Source organism: Belliella marina (assembly GCF_042682445.1).
Taxonomy (GTDB): domain Bacteria; phylum Bacteroidota; class Bacteroidia; order Cytophagales; family Cyclobacteriaceae; genus Belliella; species Belliella marina.
Map to the genome: position 1 here is coordinate 144,832 of NZ_JBHUHR010000045.1, position 23,398 is coordinate 168,229.

A 23,398-nucleotide genomic window follows, 5' to 3' on the forward strand; every position below is an offset into this window, starting at 1 on the left:
ATAAATTTTTGAGCGATAGCTTAGGCTATCCCTCAAAAATTTGCCATGTAACTGGATATTTTTATAGATTTTGACTTAGTGATAACAATCGAACTCAGGTTAGTAGGATATTTTGAAAATAGACTGGGGACATCCTATTCTGGAAATGTTTGATAGGGCAATAGATTGTTGGATGTACGATTTGATTTATTTGGCTACGAAGAGACGCACAAGTGTGAACTGTTGTCCACGTCAAAGGCGCACAAGCTGTTGAGGATTATCCGAAATTTAATAAAGACTCTACTTAACTAAGGAGGAACATTGCGGATACTCATATTTGATAAATTCGAATATCTTCTACCTTTGCATATATGCGTTCTACTCACCAATTTTAGTAAATCTATGAATCTGAAGTCGATAATATTTACATCAACAGTTATTTTGTTGGCCACCATAGAGCTACAAGCCCAGCAGGATGATATTTTTGGTATAGATACCAAAGCCAAGAGAGGAAGGATGAGTGAAAGCAATGTGGGGAATATTTTTAGACAAGGTATCAGTAATTTCAGTTTTGAATTTTCGACTGGAGGGAGTTATCTGCAAAATGAAATGGTTTTTTCCTCCATTGCACCGAATGAATATCCAATTAGCCAATTCCAAAATTTGGACAATACGAGAGAGATCCCTGCAAATGAAATCCAGAATTTCAAAGGAGATGGCCTTGGTGTACCAGTAAATTTGGGCGCAAAACTTAATCTGTTTGACATTTTTGTAATCGGAGGGGGCTATGGTAGGGAGTTTGGAAACATGAATAATTTGGAAGGGGCAGATTTTAGATTTGATTTCGACAAGAGCGCTTACACCATTGATAAATTTTATGGTACCTTGGGATTGGTCTTGTATGATGCCAAAAAAAGAGTGAGTTTTCTGAAATGGAGATACCGGAAATACGCTTCCCAGAATGTGTACATGCAATCGGAGAAGAACCAACGTATGAGGCAGAATTATCCTTGGCGGTTTATTTTGGAGGGGGAATATGGAAGTTTGATTGTCCGCAATTCTCCTGATGAAAGAATGGCGACGAACAACGAACCATATTACGGGGTGGCATTTAGGTTGGAAAGGCAATTTTCGGAATATGCTCGATTTTTTGTGAAAACAGGTGCTGAGTTTAGGAATTTCACATTTATGGGCTCCAATATTGAAGAGTTTCAAAATATTAAACAAACTGTATATGGTGCGCAGTTGGGACTTTCCATAAGTCTACCAGGCACCAAAAGATGTAAAGTAGAAGGTTGTGGAGTGGTAATGAAGCACTTACATAATGGAGTTGAGTATAGGGGAAGCTCTATTTTCAACCTACAAAACAGGAAGGTGGGTCAATGGTATTAAAACTTATTCAAATTCACTCTTTTTGAGTGTAAAATCGTATTTCAAAACCGTTTTCTTTTTATTATCTTGCAAGCTTATTGAGAATAGATAAATATGGCTCAAGGAGAAAGAGAGAATATCATACCGATTAACATTGAAGACGAAATGCGTGGAGCCTACATCGATTATTCGATGTCGGTTATTGTTTCCAGAGCACTTCCAGATGTCCGCGACGGACTAAAGCCTGTTCACAGAAGAATACTCTTCGGAATGCAAGAACTGGGCGTTTTACACAACAAATCCTTTAAAAAATCAGCTAGGATCGTTGGTGAGGTACTTGGTAAGTATCACCCACACGGTGACTCTGCTGTATATGAAACAATGGTTCGTATGGCCCAACCATGGTCTTTGAGATATCCTTTGGTGGATGGTCAAGGTAACTTTGGTTCTGTGGATGGAGATAATCCAGCTGCGATGCGTTATACAGAAGCAAGATTGAAAAGAATCGCCGAAGAGCTTTTGATTGACATCAATAAGGAAACTGTTGACTTTCAATTGAACTTTGATGATTCCTTGAAGGAACCAGTTGTATTGCCTGCTAAAATTCCCGCACTCCTATTAAATGGTGCATCTGGGATTGCCGTAGGCATGGCTACCAATATGGCTCCACACAATCTCGGAGAAATTGTAGATGGTATTACAGCCTATATTGACAATAGAGACATTACTATCTCGGAGTTAATGGAGTTTATTGTTGCACCGGATTTCCCGACAGGAGGGATCATCTATGGTTACAATGGTGTAAAAGCTGCTTTTGAGACGGGTAGAGGAAGGATCATCGTAAGAGGTAAAGCTGGAATAGAGACCAAAGACAGTGGCAAGGAGATGATCATCATCTCAGAGATTCCATATTTGGTGAACAAAGCCAATATGATCGAAAAGACTGCCCAGTTGATTACCGAGAAAAAAATAGACGGTATTTCTGCTATCAGAGATGAATCTGATAGACAGGGTATGAGAATTGTTTATGAACTGAAGAGAGATGCCATATCCAATGTGGTCTTGAATAATCTTTATAAACAAACTCAGTTACAGACCTCATTTTCAGTCAATAATGTGGCTCTGGTTAAAGGTAGACCTTATACCTTGAATCTAAAAGACATGATTGTGCATTACGTCAATCACCGTCATGAAGTGGTCATCAGAAGGACTGAGTATGAGTTAAGGGAAGCAGAAAAAAGAGCCCATATATTGTTGGGTTATCTGATCGCTTTGGATAATCTTGACGAAGTAATTTCATTGATCAGAAGTTCAAGAGATCCTGAGACTGCCAGAAATGGTTTGATGGAGCGTTTTGAATTGAGTGAGATTCAGGCAAGGGCTATTTTGGATATGAGACTTCAGCGCCTTACAGGCATGGAGAGGGAAAAGATCCAGGAAGAGTACGATCAGATCATGCTCTTGATAGAGGAGTTGAAAGAGATCCTTGCCAATGAGGACAAGAGGATGCAGATCATCAAGGATGAGCTTGCAGAAATGAAGCAGAGGTATGCCGATGATAGGAGAACTGAGATTGAGCATAATGCGGAAGATTTCAGCTATGAGGATATGATACCAAATGAGGAAGTTGTGATCACAGTTTCCCATGAAGGATATATCAAAAGAACTGCATTGACCGAGTATAGAACGCAGAGTAGAGGTGGGGTTGGATCAAGAGGTGCAACTACGAAGAACGATGATTGGACAGAATACCTATTCACCGCATCTACCCATAATTATCTTTTGATCTTTACAGATCTAGGAAAGCTGTTCTGGTTGAAGACCTATGCGATACCGGAAGGTTCCAAAGCTTCGAAAGGCAGGCCAATCCAAAACTTGATCAATATAACGTCGGAAGATAGAATCAGGTCGATTATACAAGTTGGGGATTTGGGAGATGAGGATTATATAAACAATAATTTCCTCGTGATGGTTACCAAAAAGGGGATCATCAAGAAAACTACATTGGAGCAGTATTCCAGACCGAGAACCAATGGTATTATAGCCTTGAATATCAGGGATGAAGACCAATTGATGCAGGTGGAGATGACCAATGGAGATTCCCATATCATTATTGCTGCAGGATCAGGTAGGGCTATCCATTTCCATGAATCTACCGTAAGGCCTATGGGAAGGACAGCGACTGGTGTAAAGGCAATTAAGTTAAGTGATGTTAATGACCACGTAATTGGCATGGTATGTGCCTCAAGGGAGGATGCAACCCTATTGGTCGTATCAGAAAAGGGATACGGCAAGCGTTCTGAGCTTGATGCATATAGAATTACAAACAGAGGTGGCAAAGGTGTCAAAGCCATGAATGTCACCGAAAAAACAGGAAGCCTTGTAGCAATCAAAGAGGTTGTAGATTCCGACGATTTGATGATCATCAACAAGTCTGGGATTACGATCAGAACCCCAGTTTCAAACCTTAGGGTCATGGGGAGGGCTACCCAAGGTGTCCGATTGATTAAACTTGGAGAAAATGATGAAATTTCTTCAGTGGAAAAAATCAAAAAAGATGAAGATGCTGAGGAAGAAATAGGCTTGATTGCCCCGGAAGAAGGAGCTGATCAAGGTAATGTTTCTGATTCAGAAGACAATGTAACCGAAGAACCAAACAATTAGAAAAAAGAACAAAATGAAAAAGTTAATCTTATCATTAGCATTAGTAGGTTTTGTCACAGTGAGCTTTGCCCAGAAAAAAGTGGTGAAATCAGCTGAAAGAAACTACAAAAAAGGCGAGTTGACTACCGCATTGTCTGAAGTGGAAGACGCTTTAGCCGATCCCGAAACAAAAGATGATCCCGCGACATCCTTACTTAAAGGACAAATTCAAACAAAAATGTTTGATGCAGGTGACGAAAATGAAATGTCTACAGTCGAAGTAGGAAGAGATGCATTTGGCACTTTTTCGAAGACAATGGAAATGATCGACAATGACAAAAACAGTAAAGTAGGTAAAGACCTTTGGAAAGATGATGTTCCCGGAATGCCTGAGAACTTAAGGCCATTTGGTATTGAGACCTTGAAAAATTCAGCTTTTGCAAAAGCAATTGCCACTTATGAAGAAGATAATCTTGAGATGGCATATGAGTATTTTGCATTGGCAAGTGATATCAGCCCGACTGATACAACGATGAATTTCAATGCGGGATATTTGGCAAATCAGCTTGATAAAACTGACGAAGCTAAAATCTACTTTAACAGGTTGTTAGAAATCGAAGAATACAATAAGTTAAATACCTATTACTTCTTAATTCAAATTGCAAGTGCGATCGATAAGGATCCTGAAGAGGCTTATAGATTGGTAAAACTTGCCAAAGAGGAAGATCCAACAGATAAGACTTTGGCTGAGTTTGAAATTCAGTTTTTGTTGCAATTGGATAAAATGGACGAGGCAATGACTTCCGTTGTTGATGCTTTGAAAAATGACCCTGAAAACACAGGTATCCTATTGAGATATGGATATTTGTTGGAGCAGTCAGGTGATTTGGATGGTGCATTGGTACAATACAAGAAGTCAGTTGATGCTGATCCGGATTTCTTTGAAGGTAACTACTATGCAGGAGCGATCTATATCGAAAAAGCAAGGGCAATTCTAGCGGAAGTTGGTGGATTGTCAGATTCTGAGTGGGAAGAAAAATCCGATGCAATGAATAAGGAAGCAGAGGATCTATACAAGGAGTCTGTACCTTATTTCACCAAAGCATCAGAATTGAAACCTGATTCAACTGAGATATTGGAAACTTTATTCCAGATTCATACAAGATTGGACAACAAAGAAGAGGCTGAAAAGTACAATCAAAAGTTGATCTCAATTCTTGGAGAAGACTGGATGGAAGGTTAATTTTCATTTGTTTGTAATATAAAAAAGCTACCTGTCGGGTAGCTTTTTTTTTGTCTATATTGTTTCTCAAATGCTACTGATTATTAGTTTGGGATGTTTAAAAAACCCTTTGGTAAAAAAACATTTTTATTTGAATGAAACATCCTCTAAATTTTAGCTTCCAAATAATAGAACCATATGTTGAAACGCACAATTTTCTTAACCATATTCTTTGGCTTTTTATTTCTACAAGTTTTTGCCCAAAACCCATCTTCAAAGCTTTATCATGATTTATTGACTTTAAAGGAAACCAAAAGGATTCTATTTGTGGCAGCTCATCCAGATGATGAAAATACAAGGTTGATATCTTATCTGGCAAATGCCGAACATGCCCAAGTTGCTTATCTCTCACTTACCAGAGGTGATGGGGGGCAGAATTTGATCGGTAAGGAGTTGGGAATAGAATTGGGTTTGATTAGGACCCACGAACTGTTGAAGGCACGTGAGACTGATGGTGGTAGGCAGTTTTTTTCCAGGGCATTGGACTTTGGGTTCAGCAAAAACCCCGATGAAACACTGAATAACTGGGACAGGGAGAAATTACTCTCAGATGTCGTATGGATCGTCAGAAATTTTCAGCCGGATATCATTATCAATAGATTCAATACAATTCCAGGAACGACCCATGGACACCATACAACTTCTGCGATCCTTTCTTCAGAAGCATTTGAAATTTCGGGGGATGAAAATTTTTTCCAAGAGCAATTGAAATTGACCAATACTTGGAATGCAAAGCGACTTTTTTGGAATGCATACAACTGGGGAGGGCAGTATGAGGCTGAAGAAGGTAAAACCTATCACATATTCCCTGTTGGTGATTACAATCCATTGCTAGGGACAACATACTCCCAGATTGCGGCAAATAGCCGGACAATGCACAAATCCCAGGGTTTTGGATCGACCTCACAAATTGGCGCTGGCAATGATTTTATAGAATTGATCAAAGGTGAAGGTTTTAACGAAAGTCCCTTTGAAGGAATTCCAAATAGATGGTTACAAATAGAAAATGGTGATGAAATTGAAAAGTCGATAGTGAAAGCTATAGAAGAGTTTGATTTTATAAATCCAGAAAAAAACCTTCAAAACTTGTTAAATATCAAGGGTAAGCTGGCTGATGTAACTAGTGAGGAATCATGGTTTTTGGAAAAGAAGGTTATGATGGATGATTTGATCTTATCTTCCCTTGGAGTAAAGGCTGAATTTATAATCAAAAAGGAAATAGGATATCCTGGAGAAGAGTTAGATGCAGAATTGATCTTTAATAATCCATCCAATGCAGCAATTAGTTTAAAGGAGTTGAGAAACGTTTTTTTGCAGATTCCTTTAAACAAAAAAGCTTTTGAGAATAAGCCTGTCAATCAGGTTATGAAACTTCAAGTCCCTAAAGACTTTCCAATTTCACAACCTTTTTGGTTGGAAAACCCAATTGAAAACAGCTTGTTTGGGATCAAAAAACCAAAGCAAATTGGTCCGCCTATCAATGGATCATCGATAGGTGTTAATTTGTTTTTGGATATAGAAGGACAAGAATTATTGTTGAATCTTCCGTTAATTTATAAATATAATGACCAGGTGGATGGTGAAATCAAACAGCCATTCACATTGGTGCCAGAAGTGAATGTCAATATTGACAAGAAGAATGTATTTCTCGTAAAAGGGGCAAATCCGGAATTGACCATTGAGGTTTCATTTAAGAATAAAGTCATGGAAGGAGAGTTGGTTATGGATGGTTTGGATAAAAGTCAGTATGAGGTGTTAGCTGTAGAAAATGATGATAAAAGGAAAAAGAAGATTTATACTGTCAAGATTAAAGATTCAGATGTGGAGAAATTGGTAGTTTTGGCTTCATTTAAGACTAAAGATGGTCGTATTTTCTACCAAGACACCAAAAGGATCATCTACAAACATATTCCAAACTTAACTTATTTCATCAATGCATCCTTTGATTTGATCAAAATGGACATTGTGATGAGTGGTCAAAAAATCGGCTATATCAATGGTGCTGGAGATGATGTACCCGAAGTCTTGAAAAATTTGGGATATGAGGTAGCTTTCCTTGAGAATGGTGATTTGAGCAAACGCAAATTTGATGAGTTTAAGACCATCATCATCGGAATAAGGGCTTTCAATACAAACCAGAATTTAGCCGACAACGTTGACCAATTGATGGCATATATCGAGGATGGTGGAAATGTAATCGTGCAATACAATACATCCTCACCACTTTTGACCAGGGAATTGGGACCATTTCCTTTTTCGATTTCGAGAGATCGGGTGACAGTGGAAGGTTCAGCGGTTACTGCTGATTTCAAACACCCCGTATTGAGTTATCCCAATCAGATTACATCGAAGGATTTTGATGGTTGGGTACAGGAGCGGGGACTTTACTTCACCTCAGATTGGGATTCCAACTACACAACCCCTTTTGTAATGCAGGATCCGGGAGAAAACCCAAGCAGTGGTTCTTTGCTGTTTGCAAGATATGGAAAAGGGACTTATACCTATTCGGGAATATCATGGTTCAGACAGTTGCCGGCAGGTGTGCCTGGGGCGATCAAGATTTTTGTCAACCTAATCGAGCAATCAAATGGAAAATAAAATCAATTGGAGTAATTGGTATATTGGCTTGATTGTCACCTTGTTTGTCTTGATTGGATTGTTTTACTGGTTAACCAAGGCTTTTTCATGAGCAATCTGGATTGGTTTGTATTGTTTGGGACACTTGTCTTGATAGTTGGCTATGGGGTGTATAAAACCTATGGTCCAAAGAGCATGGATACTTATCTCCGGGGAGATAATGATATGAATTGGTGGACAATCGGTCTTTCCATCATGGCGACCCAGGCATCTGCCATTACTTTTCTCAGTACTCCAGGACAAGCTTATGAAGATGGGATGCGTTTTATACAGTTCTATTTTGGGCTTCCTGTTGCGATGATTATTTTATCGGTCACCTTCATTCCGATCTATTATCGGCTGAAGGTATATACAGCCTATGAATTTTTGGAAAACAGGTTTGATTTGAAGACCAGGACTTTGGCAGCTTTGCTATTCCTTACACAAAGGGGGTTGGCTGCCGGAATTACAATCTATGCTCCCTCTATAATCCTATCCACGCTTTTGGGCTGGAATTTGACCTGGACCAATATTTTCATAGGAACCTTGGTGATCATCTATACAGTATCTGGCGGTACCAAAGCTGTGTCAATTACCCAAAAACAGCAGATGATGGTGATGATGGGAGGGATGATCCTAGCTGGGATTTTGGTCATCAATATGCTTCCTGTCAAGTTTACTGAAGCATTGCATGTAGCCGGAAAAATGGAACGTTTAAATATTGTCAATTTTGATTTCAATTGGTCGGATCGCTACAATTTTTGGTCTGGAATGACGGCAGCATTATTCCTCTTTCTTTCCTACTTTGGAACTGACCAATCACAAGTCCAAAGATACCTGACAGGAAAATCCTTGTCGGAAAGTAGGATGGGACTGATCATGAATGGTTTGTTGAAAGTACCTATGCAGTTTGTGATACTTTTTATTGGTGTAATGGTATTTGTTTTTTACCAGTTTTTTCAACCACCGGTGGTGTTCAATAAGGTACAGACCGAAAAACTTGAAGCTTCAGAATTTAGGGAAGATTTTATCAGTCTGGAAAATCAATTTGCCAAAACATTTGAAGAAAAATCGGGAAGTATTGAGAGCTTACTCGAAGCGGTTAGGGAAAACAATGAACCAGGTATTGAAAAAGCCAAAGCAGAGATGCATGCTGGGTTTGCCAAGCAAGAGCAAATCCGGAATGATGTAAAAGCATTGATCGTAAAAAATGATGCAGGAGCAGAGACTCGGGATACGGATTATATATTTATGAGATTTGTGATGGATTACCTGCCGAAGGGAATCATAGGACTCTTGTTTGCGGTAATTTTTTCTGCCGCCATGTCATCTACCGCTTCTGAGTTGAATGCTTTGGGATCCACATCTACTGTTGATATTTACAAAAGATCTTTGAATAAAAAAGGATCTGATCGCCATTATATGCTATCCTCAAAATGGTTGACGGCATTTTGGGGGGTGTTTGCCATTCTTTTTGCCACTTATGCCACCCTCTTTGAGAACCTTATCCAAGCAGTCAACCTATTGGGATCCCTGTTTTATGGGACTATTTTGGGTATTTTCTTGGTGGGATTTTACATGAAATGGATCAGGGGAAACGCCGTTTTCATAGCAGCATTACTGGCTGAAGCAGTTATCCTGATCATCCATTGGCACAATGGAGAATCATTGTTTGGTGTAAGCATTGACATCGGGTATTTGTGGTACAATGCCATCGGATGTCTATTGGTAATGCTGTTTGCAGCTTTAATTCAAATGTTGAGATGGAAGTAATCTAACCTGGATACTGGATATTGTAAATTAATTGGGTTTAAGAGTTAAAGTTCTAAAGTATGAGTTGAAAGAAATCATTAACTTACATGCAGAGCTTTTGAGAATTCACCACATGGTAATGAATGAATTCATCAATTAGACTGAAAAGAAGATGTTCTGGTCAAAGACTGTTCGATAGATTGGTTTTTGCTGCCATCTACCCAATAGATGAAACAAGACAGTTAGACATTTAAAATAATTGCAAAAATATGAAACAATTTTTCGTCCTTTTCATAGGGTTTGGCTTAATCGTAGCATGTAATGGTAAACCAAAAAATGAGTCGTTTCCAAAAGGTTTGCAATTAGTACAAACAGGAGAATATACGATACCAATCGATTTGGAAACTTCGAATTCCAATTTATTGGCATATATAGACACTTGGGATAGCAAGGATTATCTACATTTTGTGAATCCGAAAAATAACACCTATTATTTTTATGACTTTAAGGCTAAATCAATAGTGGACAAAATTCCAATTGAAAGAGAAGGTCCCAATGGAATAGATGAAGTTTGGTCAACCCAGGCGATTTCCCTAGATACTTTGATAAGTGCTTTCTATAAAGGGTTATTTTTCCTAAATGAGAATAGTCGAACTCAGGTTATTAAGTTTGGCTGTTATGAAAAACATCCAAGCTATAACGGTTGATATAGCAAATCATATCCCAAATTATTTTACATGGGATATGATTTGCTAATTTTTTTTTCGTTTCTGTCTGTGAGTTCACGTTAGGAATCAAGAATCCAATCGTCTACTAGGCTACTGCGCACGAGTGTCAACGGATGACAATCAATGGAATGGATAGATCCTTTGTTGAAGATGTTTTATAGGGCTACCGGCAAAGAAGCGGATACCCATGCTCTAATTTATATATAAGTGAAATAGTGATTTCAATAACCAGGATTTTGTATGAGTTTATCGTTGAGGTCAAGTTCCAATTGGGGGATAGGAAACAAATAGCGGTTAGGGTCTGGCACTTCCAGGATATCTGCAGCGGCACCTGTTCTGCAATGGTCAAACCAGGTTTCAAATTCAAACATCAATTCCTTTCTACGTTCTTGCTGTATTAGCGCAATCAATTCTCCCTGGCTACCAACGAAGTCAGTTTCCAATCCAGCTCTGGTACGGATGGCACTCACTGCATTTATTCCTTCCTGAAGGTTGTCAGAGGCCACTGCTTCTGCATATATCAGGTAAACTTCTGCCAGTCTGATGATTGGGACATTCTGGGTTGGTGGGTTGAAGGTTCTGTATTTTCCGACATAGAAATTGATGTTTCCCGAGTTGTCCTCAGCTTCTCGAATGGTAAAGTCCCTTCTGGTGTCCTCCTCGTCAAATAATTCTCTGGCAGCATCTGATGCAAAAAATTCTTGCCGGGAAGAAGGATTTGCATTTTGGACAAAAGTATTGGGTACTTGCTCGTCAAATTGCAGCTCAAAGATTGATTCCTCGGAGTTTTCTATTGTCCATATATGAGAATAGTTTTGCAACAATTGAAACTGTCCTGATTGGATTACTTCATCCGCAAGATTTGCAGCATCCTGCATATTCCCCAAGTAAAGATGTACTTTGGCCAAGAGGCTCTTTGCACTCAAACCATTCGCCCTGCCTTTACTGCTTACATAGTTGTCAGGTAAATCAGTAGCCATCTCTAGGTCTGACACAATTTGGTCATAAACCATACTGGAAAGATCCCTCGGTACTTTGATATCTTCTGATGTGGTTCGGGGAGTGGTTGGTTCTGTGATCAGGGGAACATCACCCCAGGCACGCACGAGGTTGAAGTAGACCAATGCCCGAATGAAGTGTGCTTCCTTTACCATATTTTGCAGGTTTTCATTATTTGCATACTCCTCTATATTTGGGGCATAGGCAATGATATTGTTACAGGCATTGACTGTTTCATAGGAAGCTGTCCAGATATTCAGTGCCCAAGGGTTGTCAATTCGGATATTGAAGTTTTGGTATTCCAAATATTCTGGGAAATTACTGATATGGCGCATATGTCCCGCGGCAAATTCTGGTACGACTATAAATGCCTGTCCATATAGATTACTGCTTGTAAGAGTCCGATAGGCACCGATTACGGCAGCCTGGGTTGTAGCTTCATCCGTAAAAAAAGTTTCCTGATTCAGTTGATCCAAAGGTGAACGGTCGATAAAGTCTCCGCAAGATGAAAGGATGATCATCAGCAAGATCATCCATGTAGAAGTGTTGCCTATATTTTTCATGATGATTGGAAATTAGAAAGTTAGATTGATACCTCCGGTGAATATTCTCGGTTGAGGATAGTTGCTATGATCTGTGCCATAGGCGATACCATCACTGGATAATGCATTGATTTCTGGGTCAAAGCCACTGTACTTGGTAAATACAAAAGCATTTTGGACGGTTGCATAAATTCTTAAGTTGGCAATCTTCCATCTCTCCAAAAGTGTTGCGGGAAGTGTGTATCCTAATGTGATGTTCCGTATTCTGAAGAAGCTCCCATCTTCCACCCAACGGGTGGATGTGGCTGCATTGTCAAAACTTCCCGGTGAAGGTCTTGGTACATCTGTTATGTCTCCAGGCTGTCTCCACCTTCGTGTCCAAGCTACATCTCCATTGCTGCTTAGGTTGGTCCCTGACAAGCGGTAGAAAGCTGTGTAATTGTACAAATCAACTCCACCTACAAACTGCCCCATAACGCTGAGGTCAAAATTTTTGTAGAAAAAGTCATTGGTAATCCCTCCAAAAAGGCGGGGGTGGGGGTTACCGATTATCTGCCTGTCCTCCTCTCTGTTAGGAGGTCCTAATGTTCCATCGTTTTGAAGGAAATCTATCATCCCTGTTTCGGGATTTACTCCCTGTGCAACCCATCCATAGAAACTCCCCAAAGGATGACCTACTCGTGCCAAATTGAAATTACCAATACCTCCAAGAAGATCCCCCTCAGGCAGTTCGGTGACTTTGTTTTGGTTGAATGTCATATTTAGGCTGGTGTTCCAGATGAACTTACCGGTCAGGTTGCGTGAGCTGATCTCAAATTCAAAGCCTTTGTTCTGTATGGCACCGGCATTGCGGAATGCCGTGGAGTATCCTGAAGTTCTAGGCAATTGGACCATGATCAACAGATCCCGCGTATCTTTGATATAATAATCAGCCAATAAGCTGATGCGATCATTGAATATGGACAAGTCAAGACCTATATTGAATTGCTCAGTTGTTTCCCAACTTAAGTTGCCATCCCCGTATACGTTGGGTCTAAACCCAGGTAAGTTGTCATAATTGAACCCCCCGGAATACAATATTTGGTTGACATAGTTGGGGATTTCCTGGTTTCCGGTTAGTCCCCAGGAAGTTCTGAGCTTAAGATCGCTCAAGAATTGCTTGTTGGCTAAAAAATCCTCTTGCCCAAGTCTCCATGCAAAAGCAAATGAAGGGAAATTGCCATACTTATTTTGGACTCCAAAACGACTAGATCCATCTATTCTGAAATTGGCAGTAAATAAGTATTTGTCCTTCAGTGAATAGTTGATCCTACTAAAGTAGGAAACAATGCTCCATTCTTGAGCACTGGCATTGGCGCCTGAGATCACTCCCCCTGCGCTGATCAAGTCTATTTCGTTAAAGGGGAAATTACTCCTTCTGGCATCGGTGAATGAAAAACGCGAACCCTGGAAGGATAATCCAAAAAGTGCATCAAGGCTACTGTTGCCCCAGCTTTTTTCATATTGGAGTATGTTCTCGTTCAGCCATAACTGATCCCTGCTGATCCTACTGGCGCCAAGACCAATACCTTGGTTGTAACGGACTCCATTGGGTGGTAAGAAAAAACTATCCTCAATGTTGGATATGTCAGCCCCAAAGTTGGTTCGAAAGCTAAGTCCTTTTCCAAAATCGTATCTAGCCCCCACATTGGTCAGTAGGCGAAGTGTCTCAGCGGTATTGGTAGGAAGTGTCAGCCATGCAAATGGGTTTTCCCTGGAAGTCACCTGTGGGTCGAATGCAAAACTGCCTGATTCATTGTAGATAGGTAAAGTTGGAGGTGCTACCAGGCCACTTCTGATCACCGCCTCACGGCTGTTTTCTTCTTGAATACGACGGTTGAAGGCACGAGTCAAATTGATGTTGGTATTAAAACTAAGCCTCTCACTATGCTGATGGTCCAAGTTTAACCTAAAACTGATCCTGTCAAATCCAGAGTTAAGGATCGTACCTTGCTGGTTGAAATAACCAACGGAAGCATAGTATTGTGTTTTATCACTTCCCCCAGTCGCAGAAACCTCATAATTGGAGATTGGTGCTGTTCTGAAAACTTCCTCTTGCCAGTCTGTTTGGATTCCTGTATTGAGCAGTATAGGATTGATACTTCCGCCACTTGGATTGTAACTCCACAGGTCTTGGATATAATCTACGTATTGCTCTGAGTTCATAAGAGACAATCTCCTCTCCCTTGGTACCTGAGAAACTCCTTGATAGATGTTCAGGTTTATCTTGCTCTCATTGGCCCTTCCTCTTTTAGTCGTGACCAATACCACCCCATTGGATGCCCTGGCACCATAGATTGCTGTAGCAGCAGCATCTTTCAGTACTTCAACAGAGGCAATATCATTGGGATTGATGGATGCGAGGATATTGATCCCTTGATCAGCACCTCCAAAGTTGAAATCTTGTCCCCCGACAAAATTTGTGGTGCTGTTTACCGGAACACCATCTATCACGTAAAGCGGTTCGGAACTTGCATTGATAGAAGTGGTTCCCCTAACCCTGATCGAGATACCACCTCCCGGAGTTCCTGAGTTTTGTGTAACTTGGACACCACCAGCTTTCCCCTGGATTGCCTGTGAAAGCGATGGTAATGGATCCCTTTCAAGGGATTCGCTCCCAATGGTAGACACTGCACTGGTCAATCGTTTTCGATCCATTGTGCCGTAACCTATCACGACTACTTCATCCAGTTCTTCTTGGGTTTCACTCAGTATTATCTCAAAAAAACTTTGGTTGCCAACCTTTATTTCTTTGGTTGTCATTCCCAAAAATGAAATTTCAAGAATGCTGTTGCTGTTAGGAACTTCTATAGTAAAGTTGCCTTCCGCATCTGAAACTACGCCATTGGTAGTCCCCTTGACCAGTACGCTGGCGCCGGGTACGGGAAGTCCATCAACTGATGAAGTGATGTTTCCTTTTACCGAAATACCTTGCGAAAAAAGCCAAGTTGATTGTAAAATGCAGAAAATTAATATGGTAATCTTTTTCATTTCGAGCTTAGTTTTTTGGTCTATTCATATTTAAGGATATAAAAATTTTCAATATAGCTGTTCTGGCAAAGGTTTTACCAAAGTAATGTAAATTTGTATATTATACATTAAATATTTAAATAATTATATTTTATAGTTTTATTGCTATATATAGTATTGCTGTGTACATAACAAGTAATGGGTTGATTAAGTCGCAATGTGTCAAAAAATACACAGAATGATGACTACACAGACATTTTTCCCCAATCTGTGTAAACCTTCTCTTTCAACATGTTATCAGCGTAAGTTTGGATCAGGGTGAAGACTTGGAGGAAGTGATGAAATTTATTGCGTATAGAGTTTGAGTGATTGAAATAATTTGAAAAAATATTAGGCTCAGGCATGGGGGCAGTTTCTCCCCATGCCAAAAAGCAGACAAGTTTCTCAATTTGTTAGCATGAAAAACCGCCTTTATCCATTGAAGAGACCATTTTTAGAATTGCAAAACGGTGAAAAGCAAATTGGAATTATCACCTTGTAATAGGCTGCGGAAATACCGCCAAACTCTCATGACCATTCTCGCCAACTGCTTGGACTGCAAAGAAGTAATTGTCCTTTGAATATGGAATGGTGAGCGTATTTTCTTCAGTGAATATTTTCTTTGTCCACATAGGGTCACTTGTTTCACGAATCAACACATAATATCCTTTAGCCTTTCCAGTCTTAGGAGCATCCCATCTTAAGGTTGAGGTATTGCTTAATCTCCTGACATCGATACCAACCATTTGTGGTTCAGATGGGGAAGATGCCAAGTATGCCAAAGATGCCAAATTGATTCCGGTAATTTTCCGCATGTATTCGAAATCCATAAATTCAGGAAGATCGCCATATTGAATACCTTCTTCTTCACGCACATTCTCGTGTTGGGCATAGTAGTTTTCATTCATTTCGCAGACCCTAATCGCTGTAAATCCCTCTCTGGCGAATGGAGTATGGTCTCCGCCTCTCAAAAACCGATCGTTTCTGTAAATGAGTTTTACTTCAATCTGATCGACATATCGCTCACCGATTTCTTTCATAAATCTTGCGAGCTGTCTTGACTTGCTATCGTTTTCACTATTGGTATATCTTCTGATAGCAGCCATCTGGTCGGTTTCAGCCATTGGAATTCCTTCGGAAAAAATCCTAACCCTGGTATTGTCACTGATATCTGTTTGGGAGGAACGGCTATTTCCGATCATATCGTTGTTGAGGGTTGCGACCAAACTCCAGTTTTCAGCTTTTGCTTTTTTGGCTAGATACTCAGCTCCTTTTAGCCCTTGTTCCTCACCACTTACCACTACAAACTTGATTGTAGCAGGGTAGGATTTTTTGGACATGATTTTCACCAATTCGATAATTGCCGCTACACCAGAACCATCATCATTTGCACCCGGTGCATCGATTTCTGTATCCATTATATCCAAAGCCCTGCTATCAATGTGTGCCATGATGATGAAAATCCTATCATCATTGGGGTCTGTGCCTTTCAAGGTAGCAATCACATTTCCGAGCTCACTATCGGTAGGAACCCGTCTGTTATCCGCCTGAATGGTGAAAAAATCAATTTCAGAAGACAACCTTCCTCCGGCTTCTTTTTCGAAGGATTTAAAATGTTTGAGGACATAGTTTTGTGAAGCGAAAATCCCTCTATCCTCAGATTTTTGACTCAATGTATGCCTGGTTTTAAAGCCAGCCAAGTCTCTTACGTATTGTTCAAGGCTGGATGCTGATATTTCAGAGATCATTTTTTCTATTTCCGAATCCCTGTTTACAATTTGTGTTTGGGCAGAAAGCGATGCAACGATGAAATAAACGAATATTGGTAATAATTTTCTCATTTTGACATTTGGAGATTTTGAAACCATTAAATTTACATCAATACAATCCATATAAAAACAAATATTACATGAACGAAAGTATATTCCCCAATGAAAGTGAGTATGCCCCTTATTACCATACTTACATCAGCAAAATCAAAAATGAAGACCTCACCAAACTTTTGTTGAACCAGATCGAAGAGGTCCGCAGGTATTTTGAAGCCAAAGGTGAAGAGAAAAGCCTATTGGCTTATGAAGAAGGGAAATGGACCGGAAAAGAAGTACTGGGCCATATGATAGATACAGACAGGGTGATGACATTTAGGGCATTGTGTTTTGCCAGGGGAGAGAAAGCTATATTGCCTGGATTTGACCAAGACGAGTATGTGGCCAATTCGGGTTCAAATGAAGTGCCTTTGAATAATCTTTTGGAAGATTTTGAAATGTCGAGATATGCTTTGGTCTCTCTATTCAAAACCCTTCCCCAAAGTGCCTATACTAGGTTAGGGAATGCCAATGGCTATGATGTAACTGTCAGGGCATTGTTCCACATCATTGCCGGTCATACGGAGCATCATTTAAGAATATTGAAGGAGAGGTATTGATAGGATTCGAAAACTGATCCTGCATTTAAGCTTTACTCAACCCTCTCCCTAATTTTATCTATAATTTTGACCTGTTCGGAAAATTAAATTGATGTAAATCAGAAAAAATATATTATATTTGCTGAATTTATCTAATACAAAAATTTGAAAAATATGAAAAGAACAAGAGCACAAGAATCACGGGCAGCCATTGAAAGGCTATATATTACGATGCGTCATTTGTTTATGAGAGGTACATATAAGCCTATGGGTGTATCAGGTGAATCTCTTGTCAGCTCACTTTTGGTTCTAAGTCCAGAGATTTATGGACTGGTCATTGATGAAGAAAAAATTGAATTGGATGGTTTGCTGTATGTCATGGAAAGACTGCCAAAGGGAATTGAAGAATGTCGCTTTGTAAGGTTGATCAGTAGGGAGGGATATGAGAACTCTGATTTTATGACTTTGGTGCCAAGCAGAAGAAAGAGGAACTGCTACAGAGTGGACAATGATCAGATGTATGTGGAAATGACCCGTGGAAAATCTGATATTTATGATATCTTAACACACTTGACATTCCTGTACATCGAGTCGGAAAAAATCAGGGCGAACAGCACAGACCATAAAGGAAGAATCAATTTGAATTGGGAAATGCTTTCAAAAATCGTAGAAAAAGAAAGCAGGGGGGAAGATTTTGACCAAGAGGCAGCTTGTTCCTATTTGAGCCATATCACTGGGCGTACATTTGATGAAACAAACCATGCCATCCAAAAGTTTGCGGCTTCTTCGAATTCAAATAGTTTGTTCTCGATAGTATACCATTTGGGAAAACTATCCATTGATGAATTTTTGCATGAGAAAGATCGGGAAATCTCATTTTCCGCCACATTGAGGGAGAGGGTTGGACACCATGTTTATGGTGAATTGTGGGCTACACGAATCAAAAGTGTGTTGGACGATCAGGGTTTGCTTGAGAGACCTATACACATCATCTCTGCCAATCTCCATAGTATTGTCAATACAATTTTTGGCCACCAAGCACTTGGTTTGAAGAGCTATGAAGAAATTGAGAAAGTTGCAATGGATATCAGTGTCAATGATAAGAAGCACAGAGGCAAAGAAATCCAAGCATTTGCAAACAAAAATGGTTTTATAGACTTACCGGATTTGTCAGGCACAAATATCGGAGCCCAAATAATTGATACTGCCCAGATGGGTAAGGACACTATTATTCCGGGTATCAAAATCCCGAAAGAGGATAAACACAAACCTGTGATAGTAGTGATGGATTATGCTTTTGGAGAACAGGCATATGAATGCTTTGACGAACTCCTGAAACCTTATGAGAAAGATGGGAAATCCATTCCTTTGGATGTTGTATCTGCTTCCATTATGGGAAAAGCTGGGATATTGGAGGGAAATAAAGGTGATATCATGATCCCCAATAGCCATGTGTTCGAAGGAACTGCAGATAACTATCCATTCAAGAATGAACTGAAAAAGGCTGATTTCGAAGGTTTTGGACTAGGTGTTTATGAAGGACCTATGATTACGGTATTGGGAACATCATTGCAAAACAAAGATGTCTTGAGGTACTTCATGGAATCTTCTTGGAAAGCTGCTGGATTGGAGATGGAAGGTGCACATTATCAAAAAGCAATACAATCAGCAAGTAAAATAAGAAACAGTATCCGGAAAAATGTAAAAGTGCTTTATGCGTATTATGCATCCGATAATCCATTGGAAACAGGAAGCACTTTGGCTTCTGGAGCCCTTGGAATGGAAGGTGTAAGGCCAACTTATTTGATTACCTATAAAATACTTGAGAAGATATTCTCATAGAGTTTTATTGGTTTGCCGAATATTAAAAAGAAACCTGATGCGTAAGTATCAGGTTTCTTAGTTTTTAAGTGGATTTTATTTGTGATACTTTTTTGTAGTGTTGAAAATCATCAATAAAACTGACTTTGCTCATGTTTTAGGGAGCTATCCAAGCATACCTTTGATTCATCAACAAACACCCAACTATCATGAAAACAAATAGCTTTTCTATTCTAAAAATCACAATGCTTGCAGCTTTGGTTTTTCTGAACCTCACTGCATATGGACAAACAAACTACACCCTTTCGAGCAATCCAGAACTGAAGGTGACGGGGACATCCACACTTCATGATTGGGATATGAAGTCTTCTACAGCTACTGGAAAGGCACAGATTTCACTTGAGAACGGAAAGATTGATAAGATTACAAATGTAAGTATCACAATGCCTGCAGAAAGTATAAAAAGTGGAAAAGGCGGTATGGACAAAAATGCATATGCTGCCTTGAACACGAAAAATCACAAAGAAGTAAAATTCAACTTAAAAGAGCTTGTAGCAAAAGGCTCAAGTTATGAAGCAAGCGGAGACTTTATAATCGCTGGAGTAACCAAATCGGCAAAATTTCCAGTCACAGCTACAGTTTCAGGTGATAAAATAACAGTCAAAGGAAAACATGATTTCAAATTGACAGATTACAGCATCGATCCGCCAACAGCTTTGATGGGAACGGTAAAAACCGGAGACGAAGTAAGTATCCATTTCAATGTAACATTCCAACCTACTAAATAATAAAGTAATGAAAAAGCAAATTTTAACGCTGATTGCTATTGCAGGTTTATCAGTAACCGCAATGGCCCAAGGACTCCAAAGGGATATGCAATATTGGAGATCATATGACCAAAGAGGTATCAATGTATTCGAAACCGGAAAAGTCGATTCCGTAGGATACGATGGGATCAAGGTAAGGGTAGGAGGTCACTTCACCCAACAGTTTCAAAGCTTAAGCCATAGCAATGCGACAGGTTCACCAGAATTGATTGAAATCGGAAGGGGAACAAATTTGGCGACCGCAAACCTTAACATCGATGTGGCATTGGCCGATGGTGTAAGATTGAACTTGGTCACTTACCTATCTTCCAGACACCATCCAGAAACTTGGGTAAAAGGAGGATTCCTGCAAGTAGACAAATTGAGTTTCTTGAATGTTGGAAACACTGATTGGTTTGACAAATACCTGACCGTAAGGGTAGGCCACATGGAAATCAACTATGGTGATGCCCACTTTAGAAGATCTGACAATGGTAACGCCATGTACAATCCTTTCATTGGAAACTACATCATGGATGCATTTACTACCGAGGTAGGTGGTGAAGTTTTCTACCAAAACAACGGCTTCTTGGCCATGGTGGGTGTAACGGGCGGTGAAATCCAAGGTGGTATCACAAGACCGGACGATAGAAAAATGAATTTCCTAGGGAAATTGGGATATGATAAATACCTGACGGATGATGTAAGGGTAAGATTGACAGGTTCCATTTACACTACCAAAGGGTCTGCAAGAAATACATTATATGCTGGAGACAGAGCTGGATCAAGATATTACTTGGTAATGGATCCCGTTGGAGCAAGTACTGCTGCAAACTTTACTTCAGGTAGATTCAGCCCCAATCAAACTGATAATATCACAGCGATGGTCTTGAATCCATTTGTGAAAATCAAAGGCTTGGAGCTGTTCGGTAACTTTGAGCAATCCAAAGGAAAAGCTGCCAACGAGCAAACAGATAGAAAGTGGAACCAAATCGGTGCTGATGCTGTCTACAGAATCGGTGTCAAAGAAAATGTGTATCTGGCTGCCAGATATAACAAAGTAAGCGGAGAGTTGACTGGTGGTCAAGACGTGAGCATCGATAGAGTCCAAATAGGTGGTGGATGGTTTGTAACCAAAAACATCCTCGCAAAACTTGAATATGTAAACCAAAACTACAATGACTTTGTAGCGGGGGATATCCGAAATGGTGGCAAATTCAACGGTCTAATGATCGAAGGTGTCATAGGATTCTAACCAAACATAACCATGCGTGTCCTTATCATTCTTGTTCTAATATTTAGTTACCCAACTTCAAGGGAAAAGCAGCTCGTGATCACAGAGAAAGTAATCTCTGTATCTGGACAAACTTCCCTAGGTGGATTCACTTGTAACTATACGAACGAGAGTTTTAAGGACACGCTTTTTATCAATAGTTCAAAAAGCGGCAATCCTATCGTATTTGACATTCCTATTCAGGATTTTGGATGTGGCAATTTTTTGTTGAATAAGGATTTTAGGAAAACAATCAAGGCTGAAAAATATCCCCATGCCAAGGTTACTGTCAATAATCTCCGGGAAAATGGGAGTGATTATACCTGTGATGTAAGCGTCAATTTGGTAGGGAAAAAATTGGAATATAAGTCACTTCACCTTAAAACCTCCAAAGACCAGCTCACAGGAAATATCTCTATCAACTTCGATGAATTGGATCTAAGCCCCCCAAATAAACTGGGAGGCTTGATCAAAGTCGAAGAGCAACTGAATCTGGAAATCAAGCTTGGTTATTAGAAAGTACGGCTATCTGCAAATATGGCAACAAGATCTTTTGCAGGTGTTTTAATTCGGATGATTGTTATTGGTTATCAGTCGATCAGTTATTGGTATAAAATGCAAAAGATTGTTTGAACACGGGTATAAGGAGAATAAAATAACCCCGGATTGTTAAGGGATATTAATCAGACTCTCCAATGCCAAATCAACATTTTCAAATTCAAACTTGGCGATAGCCTTGTCCATTTTGGCTTTGATTTCTTTGGTGCAAAGATTCCCAATGCTTCCCTCGTGGGTATGGTTTACCTTTTCCTGATTGGGAGCAAAATCATCCTTTTCAATATCCAAGCCTACTTTTTTATAGGCATCCCTGAATGGCAATCCCTGCAATACCAATTCATTGACCACTTCCACGGAAAACACATGCTTGTAGAAGGTATCTTGAAGGACTTGTTCTTTGACCTTGATTTCCTTGAGCATAAATGTTGTCATTTTGATGCAATCAAGGGTCATCTCTACTCCAGGGAAAATAGCCTCTTTCAACAACTGTAGATCCCGATGGTAACCTGTCGTCAGATTCGTCAATAATAGGGTAACAGTATTGGGGATCGATTGGATTTGGTTGCTTTTTGCCCTGATCAATTCAAAGACATCAGGGTTTTTCTTGTGTGGCATGATGCTACTTCCAGTAGTCAATTCATCCGGAAAAGTAATAAAGCCAAAATGCTGGTTCATATAGATGCAAACATCTGCAGCCAACTTGTTCAATGTCCCGGCTATTCCTGAAATCGCAAAAGCGATTGTTTTTTCTGTTTTTCCCCTGCTGTTCTGGGCATTGATCACATTGTGGTGCAAATCCTCAAAACCAAGTAAGTTGGTAGTGAGTGTTCTGTCAAGGGGAAAGGAAGATCCATATCCGGCTGCTGATCCCAATGGGTTTTTGTTTGAAAGCTTGTATGCTGCCTGCAACAAATCCAAGTCTTCGGTGAGACTCTCGGCAAATGAACCAAACCACAAGCCAAATGAAGATGGCATTGCCAATTGGGTGTGGGTATAGCCAGGCATAAGATTATGTTGATGCTTTTCAGACAAGCTCTGGAGTAAGGTGAACAATTCCTGGACTTCCTCTACCAATTCCCTGATCACAGCTCTGTAGTAAAGCTTCAAATCTACCAAAACCTGATCGTTTCTAGAGCGACCGCTGTGTAGTTTTTTTCCTACATCACCAAACCTTTGCGTGAGCAAAAATTCTACTTGGGAATGTACATCTTCTACACCTTCTTCGATCTGAAATTCACCTTTTTCTATTTCCAGATAGATTTCCTTTAATCCTTTTCTCAAAATAGATAGGTCTTCGGAAGTCAACAATCCTATTTTCTCCAACATCATGGCATGTGCCATCGATCCCAAAACATCAAAAGGAGCCAAAAGAATATCAAACTCAGGGTCTCTTCCGATTGTAAATGATTCAACTTCTTTTTTGCTGGTTTTATCTTTTTGCCAAAGTTTCATAATTGGTTTTTGCTTCTAAAATTAAATATGGGAATTTGATTCAATGCCGTTTAGTCAAGAGACGAGACCCGTCAGGTTTAAAACTTTTAATGACCTTTCTTGCCAAATAAGATCCCTGTCAGGT

General features: G+C 39.8%; 15 protein-coding genes. 11 read left to right on the forward strand and 4 right to left on the reverse strand.

The annotated features are described in order from the left end of the window. The first annotated feature begins 381 nt into the window (after positions 1–381). The 6 genes from ACFSKL_RS17630 (at position 382) to ACFSKL_RS17655 (ending at position 10,350) form a co-directional block, all read left to right on the forward strand. Positions 382–1,371 carry a hypothetical protein gene (locus ACFSKL_RS17630; RefSeq protein WP_376887831.1) on the forward strand — a complete coding sequence of 330 codons (990 nt, stop codon included), beginning with the start codon at positions 382–384 and terminating at the stop codon, positions 1,369–1,371. Between the two features lie 93 nt (positions 1,372–1,464). Beyond that, positions 1,465–4,014, forward strand: coding sequence for a DNA gyrase subunit A (gene gyrA / locus ACFSKL_RS17635; RefSeq protein ID WP_376887834.1), 2,550 nt, complete (start codon positions 1,465–1,467; stop codon positions 4,012–4,014). A 13-nt stretch (positions 4,015–4,027) separates the two neighbouring features. Then, positions 4,028–5,236, forward strand: coding sequence for a tetratricopeptide repeat protein (locus tag ACFSKL_RS17640; protein ID WP_376887836.1), 1,209 nt, complete (start codon positions 4,028–4,030; stop codon positions 5,234–5,236). Positions 5,237–5,413: 177 nt separating this feature from the next. Then, positions 5,414–7,873, forward strand: a complete 2,460-nt coding sequence (locus ACFSKL_RS17645; RefSeq protein ID WP_376887837.1) for a PIG-L family deacetylase — start codon at positions 5,414–5,416, stop codon at positions 7,871–7,873. Positions 7,874–7,960: 87 nt separating this feature from the next. Then, entirely contained in the window at positions 7,961–9,664 is a 1,704-nt protein-coding gene (locus ACFSKL_RS17650; RefSeq protein ID WP_376887839.1) for a sodium:solute symporter family protein, read from the forward strand. A gap of 248 nt (positions 9,665–9,912) precedes the next feature. Beyond that, positions 9,913–10,350 (forward strand): DUF4221 family protein, encoded by a 438-nt coding sequence (locus ACFSKL_RS17655; protein WP_376887842.1) that lies wholly within the window; start codon positions 9,913–9,915, stop codon positions 10,348–10,350. A gap of 242 nt (positions 10,351–10,592) precedes the next feature. Here ACFSKL_RS17655 and ACFSKL_RS17660 read toward each other — a convergent pair whose 3' ends face one another. The 3 genes from ACFSKL_RS17660 to ACFSKL_RS17670 form a co-directional block, all read right to left on the reverse strand. Next, positions 10,593–11,933: a RagB/SusD family nutrient uptake outer membrane protein gene (locus tag ACFSKL_RS17660; RefSeq protein ID WP_376887843.1), complete on the reverse strand. Its 1,341-nt coding sequence runs from the start codon at positions 11,931–11,933 to the stop codon at positions 10,593–10,595. 12 nt (positions 11,934–11,945) lie between these two features. Continuing rightward, the gene (locus ACFSKL_RS17665) at positions 11,946–14,942 is read right to left on the reverse strand and encodes a SusC/RagA family TonB-linked outer membrane protein (RefSeq protein WP_376887845.1); all 2,997 of its coding nucleotides are present in this window, start codon (positions 14,940–14,942) and stop codon (positions 11,946–11,948) included. Positions 14,943–15,451: 509 nt separating this feature from the next. Continuing rightward, on the reverse strand, positions 15,452–16,801 hold the full coding sequence (locus tag ACFSKL_RS17670; RefSeq protein WP_376887846.1) for a M20/M25/M40 family metallo-hydrolase: 1,350 nt from the start codon (positions 16,799–16,801) through the stop codon (positions 15,452–15,454). A gap of 68 nt (positions 16,802–16,869) precedes the next feature. On the opposite strand from ACFSKL_RS17670, the gene ACFSKL_RS17675 reads away from it, so the two are divergent. The 5 genes from ACFSKL_RS17675 (at position 16,870) to ACFSKL_RS17695 (ending at position 21,780) form a co-directional block, all read left to right on the forward strand. Continuing rightward, a complete protein-coding gene (locus ACFSKL_RS17675) occupies positions 16,870–17,385 on the forward strand; it encodes a DinB family protein (RefSeq protein WP_376887847.1) in 516 nt (171 codons plus the stop codon). A 153-nt stretch (positions 17,386–17,538) separates the two neighbouring features. Then, positions 17,539–19,206, forward strand: coding sequence for a DUF6909 family protein (locus tag ACFSKL_RS17680; protein WP_376887849.1), 1,668 nt, complete (start codon positions 17,539–17,541; stop codon positions 19,204–19,206). Positions 19,207–19,394: 188 nt separating this feature from the next. Next, positions 19,395–19,973 carry a YceI family protein gene (locus tag ACFSKL_RS17685; protein ID WP_376887851.1) on the forward strand — a complete coding sequence of 193 codons (579 nt, stop codon included), beginning with the start codon at positions 19,395–19,397 and terminating at the stop codon, positions 19,971–19,973. Between the two features lie 7 nt (positions 19,974–19,980). After that, the gene (locus ACFSKL_RS17690) at positions 19,981–21,246 is read left to right on the forward strand and encodes a hypothetical protein (RefSeq protein ID WP_376887853.1); all 1,266 of its coding nucleotides are present in this window, start codon (positions 19,981–19,983) and stop codon (positions 21,244–21,246) included. A gap of 12 nt (positions 21,247–21,258) precedes the next feature. Further along, a complete protein-coding gene (locus ACFSKL_RS17695; RefSeq protein WP_376887855.1) occupies positions 21,259–21,780 on the forward strand; it encodes a hypothetical protein in 522 nt (173 codons plus the stop codon). A 153-nt stretch (positions 21,781–21,933) separates the two neighbouring features. Here the strand turns inward: ACFSKL_RS17695 and argH are convergent, their stop codons facing one another. Next, positions 21,934–23,274: an argininosuccinate lyase gene (gene argH, locus ACFSKL_RS17700; RefSeq protein WP_376887857.1), complete on the reverse strand. Its 1,341-nt coding sequence runs from the start codon at positions 23,272–23,274 to the stop codon at positions 21,934–21,936. Positions 23,275–23,398 lie beyond the last annotated feature (124 nt).

Bases quoted from the DNA above. Each gene is read 5' to 3' on its own strand.
- ACFSKL_RS17630 (WP_376887831.1), top strand. From the start codon at position 382: ATGAATCTGAAGTCGATAATATTTACATCAACAGTTATTTTGTTGGCC.
- gyrA (WP_376887834.1), top strand. From the start codon at position 1,465: ATGGCTCAAGGAGAAAGAGAGAATATCATACCGATTAACATTGAAGAC.
- ACFSKL_RS17640 (WP_376887836.1), top strand. From the start codon at position 4,028: ATGAAAAAGTTAATCTTATCATTAGCATTAGTAGGTTTTGTCACAGTG.
- ACFSKL_RS17645 (WP_376887837.1), top strand. From the start codon at position 5,414: ATGTTGAAACGCACAATTTTCTTAACCATATTCTTTGGCTTTTTATTT.
- ACFSKL_RS17650 (WP_376887839.1), top strand. From the start codon at position 7,961: ATGAGCAATCTGGATTGGTTTGTATTGTTTGGGACACTTGTCTTGATA.
- ACFSKL_RS17655 (WP_376887842.1), top strand. From the start codon at position 9,913: ATGAAACAATTTTTCGTCCTTTTCATAGGGTTTGGCTTAATCGTAGCA.
- ACFSKL_RS17660 (WP_376887843.1), bottom strand. From the start codon at position 11,933: ATGAAAAATATAGGCAACACTTCTACATGGATGATCTTGCTGATGATC.
- ACFSKL_RS17665 (WP_376887845.1), bottom strand. From the start codon at position 14,942: ATGAAAAAGATTACCATATTAATTTTCTGCATTTTACAATCAACTTGG.
- ACFSKL_RS17670 (WP_376887846.1), bottom strand. From the start codon at position 16,801: ATGAGAAAATTATTACCAATATTCGTTTATTTCATCGTTGCATCGCTT.
- ACFSKL_RS17675 (WP_376887847.1), top strand. From the start codon at position 16,870: ATGAACGAAAGTATATTCCCCAATGAAAGTGAGTATGCCCCTTATTAC.
- ACFSKL_RS17680 (WP_376887849.1), top strand. From the start codon at position 17,539: ATGAAAAGAACAAGAGCACAAGAATCACGGGCAGCCATTGAAAGGCTA.
- ACFSKL_RS17685 (WP_376887851.1), top strand. From the start codon at position 19,395: ATGAAAACAAATAGCTTTTCTATTCTAAAAATCACAATGCTTGCAGCT.
- ACFSKL_RS17690 (WP_376887853.1), top strand. From the start codon at position 19,981: ATGAAAAAGCAAATTTTAACGCTGATTGCTATTGCAGGTTTATCAGTA.
- ACFSKL_RS17695 (WP_376887855.1), top strand. From the start codon at position 21,259: ATGCGTGTCCTTATCATTCTTGTTCTAATATTTAGTTACCCAACTTCA.
- argH (WP_376887857.1), bottom strand. From the start codon at position 23,274: ATGAAACTTTGGCAAAAAGATAAAACCAGCAAAAAAGAAGTTGAATCA.